We start from the raw sequence: 13,697 nt of genomic DNA, 5'->3' as shown, positions 1-13,697 counted from the left end.
ACGGCTGCTTTTTTTACGCCATTTTGCTGAGGCTTTCCGGCAGTTCCCGGCTGGAGAACCAGTTCAATTGGTTGCGCAGGCTGACCACGCTGCCAACGATAATCAGGCTCGGGCTGGCGGCTCGCTGCGCAAGTTCCCCCAACTGAGCCAGTTCTCCTGTAATCACTCGCTGGCGGGTAGACGTGCCGTTTTCCACCAAGGCTATCGGCATGGTGCCAGCCATACCATGAGCGATCAGTTGCCGTTGAATCTCCGCCGCCTGCGTCAGGCCCATATAAAACACCAGCGTTTGTTGTCCGGCGGCCAGCGTTGCCCAGTCGAGCCCGCCGTCGGCCTTGGCGTGGCCGGTCACCAAGCGGACGCTTTGGGCATGATCGCGATGGGTGAGGGGAATACCGCTGTAGGCGGAACAGCCAGAGGCGGCGGTAATGCCTGGCACCACCGAGAACGGAATGCCTGCTGCGGCCAAGGTTTCTAATTCTTCACCGCCGCGGCCGAAGATAAAGGGATCGCCGCCTTTCAGCCGGACCACGCGTTTACCCTGTTGTGCCTGCGCCAGCAAGATCTGATTGATCTGCTCTTGCGGCACGCAGTGGTGCCCGGCGTGTTTACCCACAAAGATGCGTTCCGCATCGCGGCGCGTCAGCGCCATCACGTCTTCAGACACCAAACGATCGTAAACCACCACGTCGGCCTGCTGGATTTGCTGCAGGCCTTTTAGCGTCAGCAGCCCGGCATCGCCCGGCCCGGCGCCGACTAACACCACCTCGCCCTGTTCTTCCGGTTGTTGCGCCAACAGTTGTTCAACCTGTTGTTCCGCCAAAACGGTGTCATTGTTAGCCAGTGATTGCGCCAGCCGATCGTGGGCAAACAGCTTTTCCCAGAAACGGCGGCGCGCACCGATGCTGCTAAACTGCTGCTTTACCCGTTGGCGCAGCGAACCGCCCAACTGAGCCAGTTTGCCAAGGTGTTGCGGTAGCACGGCCTCCAGCTTTTCCCGCAGCAGGCGTGCCAGTACCGGGGCTTTGCCACCGGAAGAGACGGCGACCATCAGCGGAGAGCGATCGATAATCGACGGCATGATAAAGCTGGCACGTTTGGGATCGTCTACCACGTTACAGAATACCCGCTGCTGATTGGCACACTGATAGACCAGAGCATTCACTTCCAGCCGGTCGGTAGCGGCAATCACCAGCCATTTTTCTGCCAGCAGTGCGGCATAAAACTCCCCCTCCACCAGCGTTACCCGCCCTTGTTCGGCCCAGGCCAGAAACTGCTGATTGAACTGGCAGGCATTGACCGTCAACCGGGCACCGGCATCCAGCAGCAGGCGCGCTTTACGTTCGGCGACTTCCCCGCCGCCGACCAGCAGGCAGGCTTTATGTTGCAGTTGGCAGAAAATCGGTAAGTAATCCATCGGCAATCCTTGGGGAAGCGGCTAACGGGGCGATAACTCGCCCCTGCTTGATTATGCGGTTTGGCGAGTGGCGGCGTTTGCAGCCTGCGGACGTTGCGCACGCGGTGTGGCATACCAGTAACCGAGGCCCATCAGGACCGCGCCAGACAGCGTATTCCCCAACGTTACCCACAACAGGTTATGGCCGATGCCGCTCAGGGTATAGGCTTCGCTGTGATGGCCGAACCAGGAGAGGGCAAACAGCGTCATGTTGGCAATTGAGTGTTCGTAGCCGGAAGCGATAAACGCCAATAAACACCACCAGATGGCGATGAACTTGGCCGCACCTTCAACGCGCAGCGCCATCCAGATCGCCAAGCAAACCAGCCAGTTACACAGCACCCCTTTGAAGAACAACACTTCTGCCGGGGCAGTGGTTTTCGCCAGCGCTGCGGTATGCACCAGGCTGGTGTCGACCGGCAACAGGCTACCGCCACCGTAGTAATACATCAGCGCCACCAGCACCGAGCCGAGCAGGTTGCCCAGCCAGGTTTGCGGCAGCACGGCCCACATCTGGCTCTGTTTGATGGTGCCCGCTTTCACGCCGAGCGTCAGAAACATAGTATGGCCGGTGAACAGTTCGGAACCGGCGATGATCACCAACGTGAGTGCGATACCGAAGGTGGCGCCCATTACCAATGGGCGGATCGACGGATCCACCAGATTACCCAGAGTGAAGATCAGGATGATGCCAAGGCCGACGTAGGCTCCGGCCATGGCTGAACTGATCCAGAAGCCGAGCGGGCTCTCTTGCGCCAGTTTGACGATGCGCGCCGCGTTGGCGGCAGATTTGTTGATGGTATCGGTAAACATAGATTTCCCTGGAAATTAAAAACAAAAAGTGTAAAGGCAATAGCGGTAACCCCCTCTCCTCTCTTTCGAAGGGAGGGGGGAGTATTACTGAGCTGCTACTTGCACCATGCCATCGACGATTCGGTGGGTGAAACTGGCCACGGAACGGCTTTCATCTTCCATGCACAACCCATCATGCAGGCGGAAATGCTGTTTCTTCAGCGGGCTGGCTACCCACAATTCCCCCTGATGCTCGGTAATCAGGCCGCGCGACAGCACGCTGGCCTGAGCGAACGGATCGATATTGCTGATGGCATACAGTTGTTCATCGGCGCGGGGGCGGAAGATAGCCACCTGCTGCTTGCCAATCAGCGCACACACGCCGGTGCCGGGCAGGATCTCGGCAAGCGGGCAAACGGAAATCCACTGGCTCATGCGTTGCTCTCCTCGGTTTCCAAGATCTTAACGGGGATGCGCTCATCCGGGCGCGCCGGGCGGTGCTGTTCACGTTCGGGCACCACCTGCACGTTAGGATCGCGCTGGCTGCTGTTGATGAAGTGAGAAAAACGTACCTGAGCGGCAGGGTCTTCGACGGTGGCCTTCCATTCGCAGGTGACCGCGCTGCGCAGGCGGGCGATTTCGGCCTCTAACTGATCGTTGATCCCCAGTTTGTCGTCGATGATCACCTTGCGCAGATAATCGATACCGCCTTCCAGGCTTTCCAGCCAGACCGAGGTGCGCTGCAATTTATCGCCGGTACGGATATAGAACATCATAAAGCGGTCGAGATAGCGCATCAGCGTATCGCTGTCTAGATCTGCCGCCAGCAGATCGGCGTGGCGCGGTTTCATTCCGCCGTTGCCGCACACATACAGGTTCCAGCCGTTTTCGGTGGCAATAATGCCCACGTCTTTCCCCTGCGCTTCGGCACATTCACGGGTGCAGCCAGAAACGCCGAACTTCATTTTGTGCGGGGTACGGATGCCTTTGTAGCGGTGTTCAAGCTGCACGCCGAAGCCGACGCTGTCGCCGACGCCGTAACGGCACCAGGTGCTACCGACGCAGGTTTTCGCCATACGCAGCGCTTTGGCATACGCGTGACCGGTTTCGAACCCGGCGGCGATCAGCTTGCTCCAGATGGCGGGCAGATCGTCTTTCTGCGCGCCGAACATGCCGATGCGCTGGGAACCGGTCATCTTGGTGTACAGGTTATAGTCTTTAGCGATCTGGCCGATGGCCAGCAGCCCGTCCGGGGTGATTTCACCACCGGCAGAGCGCGGGATCACCGAATAGGTGCCGTCTTTCTGGATGTTGCCGAGGAAGTTGTCGTTAGTGTCTTGCAGCGGTGTGTGCTGTGGCTTGAGCACATACTCATTCCAGCAGGACGCCAGCAGCGAACCGACGGTGGGTTTACACACTTCGCAGCCGTAGCCTTTGCCGTATTTTGCCAGCAGCTCTGCAAAGGTTTTAATGCCTTCGACGCGGATAAGGTGGTACAACTCCTGGCGCGAATAGGCAAAGTGTTCGCACAGGTGGTTGTTGACCTCGATGCCCTGTTTGCTCAACTCGGCGTTCAGCACCTGGGTGATAAGCGGAACGCAGCCGCCGCAGCCGGTTCCGGCTTTAGTTTCAGACTTGATGGCCGCCACGGTGTGGCAGCCCAGGTTCACTGCCTTGATAATGTCGCCTTTAGTGACGTCAAAGCAGGAGCAGATCTGCGCGCTTTCCGGCAGCGAATCCACCCCGATCGCCGGTTTGCTGCCCGCGTGGGCTGGCAGGATCAGGCTGTCTGGGTTTTCCGGCAGCTCAATGTTGTTCAACGCCAGTTGCAATAGGTTGCCGTAGTCGCTGGTGTCACCGACCAACACCGCGCCGAGCAGGGTTTTGTTGTCTGCGCTAACGACCAGACGTTTGTAGACCTCTTTGCTCTCGTCCAGATAGACGTAGCTGCGTGCGCCAGCGGTGCGCGCATGGGCATCACCGATCCCGCCGACGTCGACGCCCAGCAGTTTCAGCTTGGCGCTCATGTCCGCGCCCTGGAAGGCATTCTCGCGGTTTAACAGATGATCGGCGGTGACCTGCGCCATCTTGTACCCTGGAGCGACCAGGCCAAAGGTGCGTTCGTGCCACGAGGCACATTCACCAATGGCATAAACATCGGGATCGGAGGTCTGGCAGCGATCGTTGATCGCAATGCCGCCGCGCGGAGCCGTTGCCAGCCCGCACTGGTGCGCCAGTTTGTCCTGTGGGCGGATGCCGGTAGAGAACACGATGAAATCGACTTCCAGCTCGCTGCCGTCGGCAAAGTGCATGGTTTTGCGCGCACTTTGCCCGCCGTTGACGATCTCGGTGGTGTTCTTACCGGTGTGAACTTTTACGCCCATCCGCTCGATCTTGCGGCGCAGTTGATCGCCGCCCATCGGATCGAGCTGTTCGGCCATCAGCATCGGGGCGAATTCGATAACGTGAGTTTCTACCCCCAGGCTTTTCAGTGCCCCGGCGGCCTCCAGGCCGAGCAGGCCACCGCCAACCACCGTGCCGCGTTTGCTGCGGCGCGCGCAGGATTCGATGGCGTTCAAATCTTCAATGGTGCGATAAACGAAACAATCCTGGCTTTCGGAGCCTTTGATCGGAGGAACCCACGGGTAGGAGCCGGTGGCCATGACCAGTTTGTCGTAATACACCGTGCGGCCGGTGTTGGAGTGGATCACCTTCTCCGCCCGGTTAATGGTGATGGCACGTTCGCCCACCAGCACTTTCACGCCCTGTTTCTCGTAAAAGCCTTCACGTACCAGCGACAGTTCTTCAGCGGTATGGTGAGAGAAATAGGAGGAGAGATGCACGCGATCGTAGGCGATACGGGGTTCTTCACAAAAGATGGTTATTTCAAACTGATCTTTGTCTGCCTTATCCAGCAGATCTTCGATAAATCGGTGGCCAACCATGCCGTTGCCGATGACAGCGAGTTTTACTCTACTCATTATTGCCTCAAAATTCTGATTTCCTGAGCGTACCTTATTCCTCCCTGACATCGATTTATTGATGCAAATCAATTTGGCTGCCATATACCTCTAATGTGGTATATATATGATTTTTATCAATATTTGTTAAGTTGCGGTTTTTGTTCAACTTTAGCTGAATCGAGCCAGTTAATAAGTCAGCGTTATTGCGCTGTCGCATCAGAGTGCAGTGGTTAGAGAATAGCTATGGTGTTTGATGAAAACGATTGCTTTCAACGCGTCGCGTTATAAACTGCGGCGGTTTTTTTCATCAGCATGGGAGGCGTAAAACGAGATGGCTCAGGATAATAATTTCAGCCAGGGAGCGGTGCCGCAGCACGCTAAAAAAGGCGCTTTGGCATTGACGTTTGTGATGTTGGGGCTCACCTTTTTTTCCGCCAGCATGTGGACCGGTGGGGCATTGGGCACCGGCCTGGGCTATCGCGACTTCTTCTTGGTAGTGTTGATCGGGAACCTGCTCCTGGGGATTTATACCGCTTGCTTAGGATACATTGGGGCCAAGACCGGGTTGACAACACACTTGTTGGCACGCTTTTCTTTCGGCTCGCGTGGATCATGGTTGCCGTCATTGTTGCTTGGCGGTACGCAGGTGGGATGGTTTGGCGTTGGCGTCGCGATGTTTGCGATCCCGGTTGGCAAAGCGACCGGTTGGGATATCAACCTGCTCATTGCTATTTCTGGTGTATTGATGACCATCACGGTGTTCTTTGGTATTTCGGCGTTGACCATACTGTCGGCCATTGCGGTACCGGCGATTGCGGTGTTGGGGAGCTATTCCGTATGGCTGGCGGTGCAGCATGCGGGGGGGATGGAGGTAGTGCGTGCCATTACCCCGGCCGAGCCTCTGGCATTTAACCACGCGTTGGCGATGGTGATTGGGTCTTTCATCAGTGCCGGGACATTGACGGCGGACTTTGTGCGTTTTGGCCGCAGCGCCAAAATGGCGGTGATGGTTGCTCTGATCGCATTCTTCCTGGGGAACTCGTTGATGTTCGTCTTTGGTGCCGCAGGTGCCGCGACGCTCGGTATGGCTGATATTTCTGATGTGATGTTCGCCCAAGGCTTGCTGCTGCCCGCCATCGTCGTACTGGGCTTGAATATCTGGACGACCAACGATAATGCGCTGTACGCTTCCGGCCTGGGTTTTGCCAATATTACCGGCTGGTCGAGCAAGATGCTGTCGTTGCTTAATGGTGCCATAGGCACGTTGAGCGCGTTGTGGCTGTATAATAATTTTGTCGGTTGGCTGACCTTCCTTTCCTCAGCCATTCCCCCCATCGGCGGTATTATTATCGTTGATTACTTGCTGAACCGGCGGCGTTATCTGTCGTTTGCACAGACGCGCATGATGGACATTAATTGGGTGGCGATCTTGGCCGTCGCGATCGGCGTTGCGGCTGGCCACTGGTTACCGGGGATCGTCCCGGTGAATGCCGTATTGGGTGCCGCATTGAGTTATGCAGTACTGAACCCGCTGGTCAATCGCCAATTTATTCAACAGACCAAGGAACCGTGTGGCAGTGAATAACATAAAATATATCAATAACCTGCGTCTCAGCAGTCATGAAGGGCTATGGCAACTGACCCTTGAGCAGGGGCGTATTAGCCAGATCGTTCCGCAACCCGCAGGGCTGGAACCGCGCAGTGATGCTTTGGATGCTGAAGGTGGCTTGGCATTGCCAGCGTTTGTTGAACCGCATATTCATCTGGATACCACCCAGACCGCCGGGCAGCCCGCTTGGAATCAGTCGGGTACGCTGTTTGAAGGCATTGAGCGCTGGGCCGAGCGCAAAGCGTTGCTGACCCATGAGGATGTGAAACAGCGCGCCTGGCAGACGCTGAAATGGCAGATCGCCAACGGTGTGCAGTATGTTCGTACTCACGTCGATGTTTCCGACCCTACGCTGACCGCACTGCGCGCGATGCTGGAAGTGAAGCAGGAAGTCGCCCCTTGGGTAACGCTGCAAATTGTGGCGTTCCCACAGGAAGGGATCCTGTCTTATCCCAACGGCGAAGCGCTGTTGGAGGAGGCGCTGCGCCTGGGGGCTGACGTGGTTGGGGCGATCCCGCATTTTGAATTCACCCGCGAATATGGCGTGGAGTCACTGCATAAGGCTTTCGCCCTGGCGCAGAAGTACGATCGGCTGGTGGATGTGCATTGTGATGAGATCGACGATGAACAATCGCGCTTTGTCGAAACCGTGGCGGCGCTGGCGCTGAAGCTGGATATGGGCAGCAAGGTCACCGCCAGCCATACCACGGCGATGCACTCTTACAACGGGGCTTACACCTCGCGGCTCTTCCGCCTGCTGAAGATGTCTGGGATTAACTTTGTTGCTAATCCACTGGTGAATATTCATCTGCAGGGGCGTTTTGATACTTACCCTAAACGGCGTGGCATTACGCGGGTGAAAGAGATGCTGGAGGCGGGGATCAACGTCTGCTTTGGTCATGACGACGTCTTCGATCCCTGGTATCCGCTCGGCACCGCCAATATGTTGCAGGTGCTGCATATGGGGTTGCACGTCTGCCAACTGATGGGATACGGCCAGATCAACGATGGCCTGAACCTGATCACCACCCACAGCGCGCGGACGATGCACTTGCAGGACTATGGCCTAAAAGTGGGTAACAGCGCCAATCTGGTGATTTTGCCTGCGGAAAACGGCTTTGACGCGGTGCGCCGCCAAACGCCGGTGCGTTATTCCATTCGCCAGGGTGCGCTGATTGCTGAAACTCAGCCAGCAAGCACCAAGCTGTATCTGCACGCTGAAGAGAAGGTGGATTTCCGGCGCTAAGCGGAGTGAGGGGCCTGAGTTCGGTAATTTTCCCTCTCCCTTAGGGAGAGGGAACTGAATCAGTGAGTGACATGCCCATGGCTGCGGTGCTTGGTCACAAAGCCGAGCAGCAGACACATCACAAACACCGCCAGATACAGGCCGTTGGCGGTGGTCAGCGCTGCGTGCGCGCCGCCTTTGGCCACGATCGGGCCGGTCACCACAAAGGTCAGCATGGTGCCGATGGTGCCGCAGGTCAGGATAAAGTTAACCAGCTTCGGTGAAGAAACTTTAGTTTGCAGCGAGCCAAGGGTGATCAGCGTGGTGTAAATAGCGCTGGAAACGAAGCCCAAAGCCATAATGAAATAGCTCAGGTGCTGCGGATTATCGCTGCTGACGAACAGGTACATGGCGCCGGTGGCTAAGGCTGCCAGCACGGTCACGATGCGTTGCAGATCGAAGAAGCGCAGGATAAAGCTGAACACCCACATGCCGATCATATAAGAAGTCCAGAAGTCGCTCACCAGCTTGCCCGCCTGGCCGATATCCATATTAAAGGATTTGGTGGCATATTCCGGCACCCACTGGATAAAGCCCAACTGACCAAGGATGTAGCACAAGGCGGCGATCGACAGGAACAGTACGCCAATGCCCCATTTCTCTTTCACTGCCGGTTCACCGCTTTCCTTCCCTTTGTTGCCAAGCACCGGGAACTCAGAGCACAGGGTCAACACGAAGATCGCGACATACAGCAGGCCAATGCAAGCATAAACCCAATACCAGCCAATGCTGCGCGCCAGCAACATGGCGGCGACGATCGGGAAAATCATCCCCGCCATGCTGAAGAAAGAGTCGGTAAACAACAGGCGCGAACCCCGCTGGCGGCCAGCGTACATATGGGTAATCAGGAAGGTGCCGATCGACATGGTGATGCCGCTGACTACGCCGAGCACAAACATGCACAGCGAGAACAGGGTCAGGCTTTTGCTCACCATCAGCCCGGCAACTGCCAGCACCATCAGCACAAAACCAAACAGCAACTGGCGTTTCAACGGGATGATTTCCATCAGCCAGGCGTTCAGGAAGATCGAAATCAGAATACCGGCGTTCAGAAAGGTAAAGGTGTTACTCATGCTGGACACTGGCAGATTGAAGTATTCTGCAATGTTGCCCATCACCATCCCTGTGACGATCACTAAAGCTCCGGTCAGCGCGTAAGAAAAAAAGCTGATCCATGTTAGCCGGATGCGGTTGCTGTCATTCATTGTATAGGCCTGATTGATGACTGTTTCGGTTGAGGGTTAACACTGGCGAAAGGCTGCGGTTTTTCTGGCAAAGCAGAAAAAATCCCGCGAGAACCACCAGGAAGCGGATCCTAGCATAGCCAACGGGAGTTTTTGTGATGCTGGTCTGCTTTCTGATGCAAAAGATGAAAGGTAGTGAATGTCCCTGTGATCTAAACGGCGATCGGCACGACCGAATCACGGCGTACGATCGTTGGCTCAAAGGTGACCGCGGGCGTGAGTGGATCGATCAAGCGACGGGTGGCATGTTGTGCCATCTCGGTGATCGGGAAATGCACGCTGGTCAGCGCCGGGCGTGCAAAAGGCGCACGCTCGCCGCTGTCATAGCAAATCAGCGCGATATCCTGCGGTACGCGCAGACGGTGTTCATTAATGGCCAGCAGGGCACCAATCGCCATTTCTTCGTTACAGCAATAGATGGCACTCGGCAGCGTTGCACGGCGTAACAACTGGGCGGCACAGTCGTAACCGCTTTCCAGATCGTAAACCCCGGCCAGGCAATCCACCGGTTGCAGATCGGCAGCCCGCATCGCGTTAAGAAAACCCTGCAATCGCAGCTGGCTGGAGGCGCGCTGCGGCGGGCCGCTGATGCAGGCGATGCGCCGGTGACCGGCATCGATCAACTGTTGCGTCGCCATCTGGCCGGCGCGTACGTGATCAAATGTGACGCAACGATCTTCCAAACCTGGCACCAGGCGATCCAACAGCACAAAGTGGCGCTGCTCTGCGGCTAGCTGGCGGAGCCGATCGTCAGAGAGAAAACGCACGTGCAGGATCACCCCGTCGCAACGCAGGCTGAACAGGCGTTGAATCGCCAGCAGTTCGTTCTCTGCGCTGTTACGGCCTTGGGTCACCAGCAACTGTTTACCCTGTGATTCTGCCTCGGTTTGCACAAAATCCATCAGCGCACCAAAAAAGCCACCGCGGTAAGATGTGGTAACCAGCCCCAGCGTATTGCTGTGGCTGGAGGCCAGCGCTCTGGCTGCCGGATTGGGGGTATAGCCCAGTTCGGCCACGGCTTTGGCAACCTTCTCACGCGTGAGGGGTTTGACGTTGCTGTCACCATTCACCACGCGTGACACCGTGGCGCGGGATACCCCGGCTAACGCTGCGACATCTTCCAGTGTCACCATTATCCTGCTCCTGATTGCGTATCCCCTTGGTTTTTCAAGCTGCAGCGTGATGGGCTGTGTTGGCTCGTTTTCTCAGTGTGGTGTACGACATGTTATTTAAACGGTGGCAAATAGGCCTAATGCCGGTCAGTTAAACGCAAAACTGCATAATCGTGTGCAATTGCTAAAGGAGCCGCCCCCTCTCCCCAAGGGAGAGGGAACTGGTTAGCCTTAACTGACCAGCATTAGGCAAATAGGCCTGGTTTGCCTCCAGCACCTCGTCTAACAGCGGCTGGGCAATCTGGGCATTGGCCACCAATGGGTTGGTCACCAGCGCCAGCAGCGCGCTGCGGCGATCGCCATGTACGGCGGCTTCGATCGTCAGGCGCTCATAGGCCTTTACCTGCTGGGTCAAGGCGTGCATCGATTCCGGTAGCTGGCCGAAAGCGAGCGGATGCGCGCCCTGAGCGTCGATAATACAGTTGGTTTCTATCACAGCATCGTCCGCTAAACCGCGAATAGCGCCACGGTTTGCGGTATTTACGACTAATTGCAACCCGAGATTATTGTGAATGGCACGAATCAGTTCCAGTGCGACTTCTGAATAGAAAGAGCCACCACGGAAGCTGAGCTGCTCAGGCTTGCTGTCCAGATGCGGGTCGGCATACAGTTCGAACAGTTCTTGTTCCACTTTCATCACCTGTTCGGCACGGGTGCCGTGCTCGGCAGCAGCGGCCGTTTCCTCTGCCAGCATCTGCTGAGTCTGGTAGAAATAACGATGATAAGGGCAAGGGATCGCACCCAGCGCCCGCAGGAATTCCGGCGGCCACGGCGCTTCTTTGATGTTGTTCATGGTTAACGTTGCGCCGTCACACAGCATATCGATCACCTTGCTGGTGACGTTCTGGCCGTTTTGCAGCACCTTGTGCACCCAAACCATGTGGTTCAACCCGGCAAACTGCAGTTGCACCTGGTCATAAGGGGCTTGCAGCAGATTGGCAATCATATGGTGCATGCTGATAGGCACGTTGCACAGGCCGATGATTTTCGCGCGGGTATAACGCGAAACCGCTTCGGTTACGATGCCCGCCGGATTGGTGAAATTGATGATCCAGGCTTTCGGTGCCAACTGTTCCACTTTACGCGCGATGTTCAGCATCACCGGGATGGTGCGCAGTGCCTTGGCAAAACCGCCGATGCCGGTGGTTTCCTGGCCGATTAAGCGGTATTTCAGGCCTAAACGCTCATCGGCGGCGCGTGCCGGTAGCTGCCCGACGCGCAGTTGGGTGAGCACAAATTTGGCACCGCGAATCGCGTCGTCCAGTTCGAAATGCACGCTGACCTTTACCTGGTCTAAACCGTTGCGTGCCAGCATGCGCTTGGTCAACGCGGCAATGATCGCCACTTTCTCGCGGCCGGATTCGACGTCCACCAACGCCAGTTCGGTGACGGGTAATTCTTCAATACGCTGGATCAGGCCTTCGACCAACTCCGGCGTATAGCTGCTGCCACCGCCGATAATGGCGATCTTCAACGCACTCATGAACGCGCCTCCTGCTGTGCCTGACGGCGGTAAAGTTCAATCATGTCGCTTGCCAAGTCCTGAATGACCATCGCGTTCATCAGGTGATCCTGCGCATGTACGGTAATCAGGTTGATGGGCAGTTTGCCGCAGCCCTCGTCCAGGCTAATCAGCTGGGTCTGGATATGGTGCGCATGTTTCACCGCCTGCTGTGATTCTGCCATATGCTCAGCCGAGGCGGCAAAATCACCGGCTCGCGCCTGCTGCAATGCCATCAGCGCGCTGCTGCGGGCGCTACCGGCGAACACCAGCAGTTCCATGATGATGCTTTCAAAATCCGGGCTGACATCAGCCATCAATTCCGTCACGTCAATTCTCCTGTTACTGCGCGGCAGCGGTATTGGCTGCTTCACGTTCAGCGTCGGCCTGTTGCCGTTCCTGCGCCAATAGTTGTTTTTCATACACCTTGAAGAACGGCAGCCAGATCGCCAGATCGATGGCCATCAAGATCAGCACCAGCAGGGCGGCACGGATATCCCAGGAGGCCGAGATCATCGCCCCTAGCGGTGCCGGTGCGGTCCAGGGGGCCATGGCGACCATTTTTTCCACCAGGTCCCAGTTCAGGGCGAAATAGGCCAGCGTAGCGTTGACCATCGGGACGACGATCAACGGGATAAACAGCGTCGGGTTCATCACCACCGGTGAACCGAACAGCAGAGGTTCGTTGATGTTGAAGGCCGCGGGCACCACGCTCAGTTTGCCGATGGTGCGCAGGTGAATGGAGCGGCTACGCATATACAGGAAGGCCAGCACCAGCGTAGAGCCGGAACCGCCGATGCAGACATAGAACGACCAGAAGGGGGCGGTCAGGGTCTGGGTGGTGGCCGCGCCGTGTGCCACCAGCGCGGCGTTGGTGGCCAGGTTGGCCATAAAGATCGGGTTTAGCAGGCCGGTCACGATGTTGTCACCGTGAATACCGGCAAACCACAACAGGTTGGCGATCAGCACCGCCAGCAGGATGGCCGGCAGGGTATCCCCCGCAGAGATCAGCGGTTGGAACAGGTGCATGATGGCATCGGGCAGCAGAAGCTGGAATTCACTCTGCAGCAGAATGCTGATGGGGTACACCGTCAATAGGATGCCCACCACCGGATACAGCAGTTCGAACGAACGGGCAATCGCCGGTGGTACCTGTTCCGGCATGCGGATGGTGATGCGGTACTTTTTCAGCAGGCGGATCAGCTCCACCGACCAGATCGCGCAGATCAGGGCGGTAAACACCCCCTGGCCACCGAGGAAATCGAGCGACATCTTGTTATCCACCTGCGGTGCGGCGGCCAGCAGAAACGCCATCAGCGATAACAACCCGGCGGTCAGGGCATCCAGGCCATAATGCTTCGCCAGGCTGTAGGCGGTGCCAATGGCAACGAAGACGCTCATCAGGCCCATGGTCATAAAGAACGGCATGGTGATGGTGCTCCAGTGGGCTTTGGCGAAACCCAGCCAGGCTTGCCCGAAGCGGGAGGTAGTGGCGGCATCAAACGGCGGGTTGGCAACGATCAGCATGATACTGCCGACAATCAGGAACGGCATGGCGGAAATAAAGCCGTCGCGAATGGCGACGATATGAGGCTGGCTGCCGATGCGGCCAGCCAACGGGGCAACATGGTTTTCCACCACGCGCATCAGGGAAGCGTAAAGGCTCATGATTCTC

At 57.0% G+C, this 13,697-nt stretch carries 11 protein-coding genes; 2 read left to right on the top strand and 9 right to left on the bottom strand.

What is annotated here, in order from left to right:
- Positions 1-13: 13 nt before the first annotated feature.
- From cysG to nirB, 4 genes are all read right to left on the bottom strand, one after another.
- Positions 14-1,417 (bottom strand): siroheme synthase CysG, encoded by a 1,404-nt coding sequence (gene cysG, locus WG891_RS17820; protein ID WP_156292860.1) that lies wholly within the window; start codon positions 1,415-1,417, stop codon positions 14-16.
- Between the two features lie 51 nt (positions 1,418-1,468).
- A complete protein-coding gene (gene nirC, locus WG891_RS17815) occupies positions 1,469-2,269 on the bottom strand; it encodes a nitrite transporter NirC (protein WP_076943242.1) in 801 nt (266 codons plus the stop codon).
- 84 nt (positions 2,270-2,353) lie between these two features.
- Positions 2,354-2,683, bottom strand: coding sequence for a nitrite reductase small subunit NirD (gene nirD / locus WG891_RS17810; protein WP_337263957.1), 330 nt, complete (start codon positions 2,681-2,683; stop codon positions 2,354-2,356).
- A complete protein-coding gene (gene nirB, locus WG891_RS17805; protein ID WP_337263956.1) occupies positions 2,680-5,229 on the bottom strand; it encodes a nitrite reductase large subunit NirB in 2,550 nt (849 codons plus the stop codon). Before nirB ends, nirD begins: the two co-directional genes overlap by 4 nt.
- Positions 5,230-5,542: 313 nt before the next feature.
- Here nirB and codB point away from each other — a divergent pair, with 313 nt between their 5' ends.
- Together codB and WG891_RS17795 are read left to right on the top strand one after the other, a co-directional pair.
- Positions 5,543-6,796: a cytosine permease gene (gene codB, locus WG891_RS17800; RefSeq protein WP_337263955.1), complete on the top strand. Its 1,254-nt coding sequence runs from the start codon at positions 5,543-5,545 to the stop codon at positions 6,794-6,796.
- Positions 6,789-8,066, top strand: coding sequence for a cytosine deaminase (locus WG891_RS17795; RefSeq protein WP_443006171.1), 1,278 nt, complete (start codon positions 6,789-6,791; stop codon positions 8,064-8,066). Before codB ends, WG891_RS17795 begins: the two co-directional genes overlap by 8 nt.
- 59 nt (positions 8,067-8,125) lie before the next feature.
- Here WG891_RS17795 and tsgA read toward each other — a convergent pair whose 3' ends face one another.
- From tsgA to WG891_RS17770, 5 genes are all read right to left on the bottom strand, one after another.
- Positions 8,126-9,310, bottom strand: a complete 1,185-nt coding sequence (tsgA, locus tag WG891_RS17790; protein WP_337263953.1) for an MFS transporter TsgA — start codon at positions 9,308-9,310, stop codon at positions 8,126-8,128.
- A gap of 191 nt (positions 9,311-9,501) precedes the next feature.
- Positions 9,502-10,482, bottom strand: coding sequence for a LacI family DNA-binding transcriptional regulator (locus WG891_RS17785; protein ID WP_337263952.1), 981 nt, complete (start codon positions 10,480-10,482; stop codon positions 9,502-9,504).
- Between the two features lie 163 nt (positions 10,483-10,645).
- Positions 10,646-12,004, bottom strand: coding sequence for a 6-phospho-beta-glucosidase (locus WG891_RS17780; protein WP_337263951.1), 1,359 nt, complete (start codon positions 12,002-12,004; stop codon positions 10,646-10,648).
- On the bottom strand, positions 12,001-12,339 hold the full coding sequence (locus WG891_RS17775) for a PTS lactose/cellobiose transporter subunit IIA (protein WP_337263985.1): 339 nt from the start codon (positions 12,337-12,339) through the stop codon (positions 12,001-12,003). The genes WG891_RS17780 and WG891_RS17775 overlap by 4 nt, the downstream gene beginning before the upstream one ends.
- A 25-nt stretch (positions 12,340-12,364) precedes the next feature.
- Positions 12,365-13,690 (bottom strand): PTS sugar transporter subunit IIC, encoded by a 1,326-nt coding sequence (locus WG891_RS17770; protein ID WP_337263950.1) that lies wholly within the window; start codon positions 13,688-13,690, stop codon positions 12,365-12,367.
- Positions 13,691-13,697: the final 7 nt, after the last annotated feature.

Source organism: Serratia sp. MMO-28, from assembly GCF_037199905.1.
Lineage (GTDB): Bacteria > Pseudomonadota > Gammaproteobacteria > Enterobacterales > Enterobacteriaceae > Chania > Chania oryzae.
Note: the sequence above shows the minus strand (reverse complement) of the source record. Positions and strands in the feature narration are given on the sequence as shown.

Excerpts from the sequence above, each read along its gene's own strand:
- cysG (WP_156292860.1), bottom strand. The coding sequence starts at position 1,417 with ATGGATTACTTACCGATTTTCTGCCAACTGCAACATAAAGCCTGCCTG.
- nirC (WP_076943242.1), bottom strand. The coding sequence starts at position 2,269 with ATGTTTACCGATACCATCAACAAATCTGCCGCCAACGCGGCGCGCATC.
- nirD (WP_337263957.1), bottom strand. The coding sequence starts at position 2,683 with ATGAGCCAGTGGATTTCCGTTTGCCCGCTTGCCGAGATCCTGCCCGGC.
- nirB (WP_337263956.1), bottom strand. The coding sequence starts at position 5,229 with ATGAGTAGAGTAAAACTCGCTGTCATCGGCAACGGCATGGTTGGCCAC.
- codB (WP_337263955.1), top strand. The coding sequence starts at position 5,543 with ATGGCTCAGGATAATAATTTCAGCCAGGGAGCGGTGCCGCAGCACGCT.
- tsgA (WP_337263953.1), bottom strand. The coding sequence starts at position 9,310 with ATGAATGACAGCAACCGCATCCGGCTAACATGGATCAGCTTTTTTTCT.
- WG891_RS17785 (WP_337263952.1), bottom strand. The coding sequence starts at position 10,482 with ATGGTGACACTGGAAGATGTCGCAGCGTTAGCCGGGGTATCCCGCGCC.
- WG891_RS17780 (WP_337263951.1), bottom strand. The coding sequence starts at position 12,004 with ATGAGTGCGTTGAAGATCGCCATTATCGGCGGTGGCAGCAGCTATACG.
- WG891_RS17775 (WP_337263985.1), bottom strand. The coding sequence starts at position 12,339 with ATGGCTGATGTCAGCCCGGATTTTGAAAGCATCATCATGGAACTGCTG.
- WG891_RS17770 (WP_337263950.1), bottom strand. The coding sequence starts at position 13,690 with ATGAGCCTTTACGCTTCCCTGATGCGCGTGGTGGAAAACCATGTTGCC.